Here is a 1,938-nt window from a genome sequence, read left to right on the forward strand (position 1 = left end):
GCTTCCAACAACTTCGCACAACATGCTGTGGTAGCCATCCGCGTCGATGTCAGGTTCAGCTACAATGAAGCGCCGCTCCTGAAGACCGCTGAATTCGGCAAAGCAACGGCGCTCGCCGGAGAGGCGGTTCACGAAAAAGCCCTCGACCCATTCGCGACCTGGTGAAGAATCTGTCTGGTCGAGCTGAGTGAAATCCAGGGAGAGGCCATCACGCCTTATTCGATGCGGGAAGTGAACRGCGCTAACCAAGCGGTTGCAATCTTGTGGATCATCAGCCGGCTTGTCGGATTTCAGGGGATGGGAATTCCCCGATCTTATCCAGACATTGCCCTCGGTCCTTGTCGCGGGCAATTCAAATGCGTTGATCTTTAGTTCAGCTGGAATCGTGCAGGCCGCAAGCTGTCTTGTTTCTTCATTTAGTTTTGACTGCTCGTCCTCTTCGAGATCGTCCGGAAAAGTGTCGTCGACGACTTGCAAAACGAATTCCCTGCAATCGGTCGTGGTCGTGAATCCGTGACCCAGTTCGTTGAAGGTCGCTTCCGCCACGTCGATCACCACCGAATGCGAAAAACCGCCGAATTGGTCGTTATTTGGCTCGTGAAAGTAGACTGCCATCTTGGTCGGCGATTTGGGCAGCAGGTAATAATCCAAGGCGTCGATGGGTTCGCCGGTGCGACCGAACGTCTTGCGTGCGATGACGGCACCCGATCGCGCGTCGAGTATGCTCACGGTGGTGTCGGATTCGACCACCACGATGCGTTTGAGCGCCGGAACCGATGCGTAGGAGAACGCTTTCGGCGTGTCGAGGTGAACCGGACTATCCGCCTTCAGATAGATGGCGCCTTCCCACCGGAACAAGCTGCCACCCGCTACCTGGGCGTAGGCCCGATCGAATGTCAGAAGTCGCTGGAGGGTGTAACCCGCAATTCTCAGCGCCTGCTGTTTCTGGGCGTCATCCGGAATGGAATTGGTCGAGATCAATCTGGCAAGAGACGAGTAGGCGCTGGGGACAAGGCTGTCGGCTTCGAACAGGCTAGCCGCTGAAGCGATTTCGCGGGTCGCGCGCTCAGTCTGCGCATCGGCTCGGGGCCTAAGGTAGAGCGCGTCGAGCGCAAGCCATGCGATCAGTCCATAGACCACCAGCTTGGCGACATCCATAAACGGCAACAGCGTCGCTACAATGCCGGTGAGCAGCGTTGGCGGTCCCCTTGGCGTGACATTTTCCGGATCTGCGCCGCGCGCTAGTATCTCCAGCCAATACTGGCGCATGAACGAATCGGGGTCGGGGCCTGCGGGCTGGAAATAATGGCTGTGGCCACCAGCGAAATAGCGATTGACCACCTCGATGCCGGTGAAACCATAGAAGCCCGAGCGCCCGGCCATACCCGTAAACAGCACACAAAACTGGCTGAGGATCAGGACGACGTCGTTGAGGCCACAATCATTGACAACCCGACGCGCCGGTATCCGTTCCAGAAAATGGTCCCAATCGAAGCGCGAGCGCAGTACGCTGCCTGAGAGAATGATCGTGTCGACTTCGATGGTCTTGATGAGATCTGTGTCGATCCCTCGCAGCCCGTGGACCAGCAAATGAGTACCGAATGAATGACCGACGAAGGAGAAGAGTGCGCCAGGATTGCTTCTTATCCGACTCTCGAGCTGCTTCCGGAAGGTCCGCACCGCGAGCCAACGCAACACCGGCAAGATGAATGCCACTACGCTGAAAAAGCCATAGTTATAGGTCGCGACGATTGTCGATGAATCGGCTGCGACGAGCAAATTCTTCAGCCGGTCTTGCCACTCGCCGAAAGTCCTGATGCCATGGAGCGTCACCACGACCCGCTTGCGATCGCTCATCTGGTCGCCTCGACATTCACCGAACGTGGCTTGCTTTTGCCTGCATGACCTTACGTCAGTCGGTTCTCTTTGCAAGCAAAG

At 56.9% G+C, this 1,938-nt stretch carries 1 pseudogene; it reads right to left on the reverse strand.

From position 1 onward, the window contains the following. A pseudogene (locus tag AC1DX0_RS35245) lies at positions 1 to 1,857 on the reverse strand (hypothetical protein); the annotation flags it as partial. Positions 1,858 to 1,938: the final 81 nt, after the last annotated feature.

The organism is Mesorhizobium sp. P3_A9, assembly GCF_056402975.1.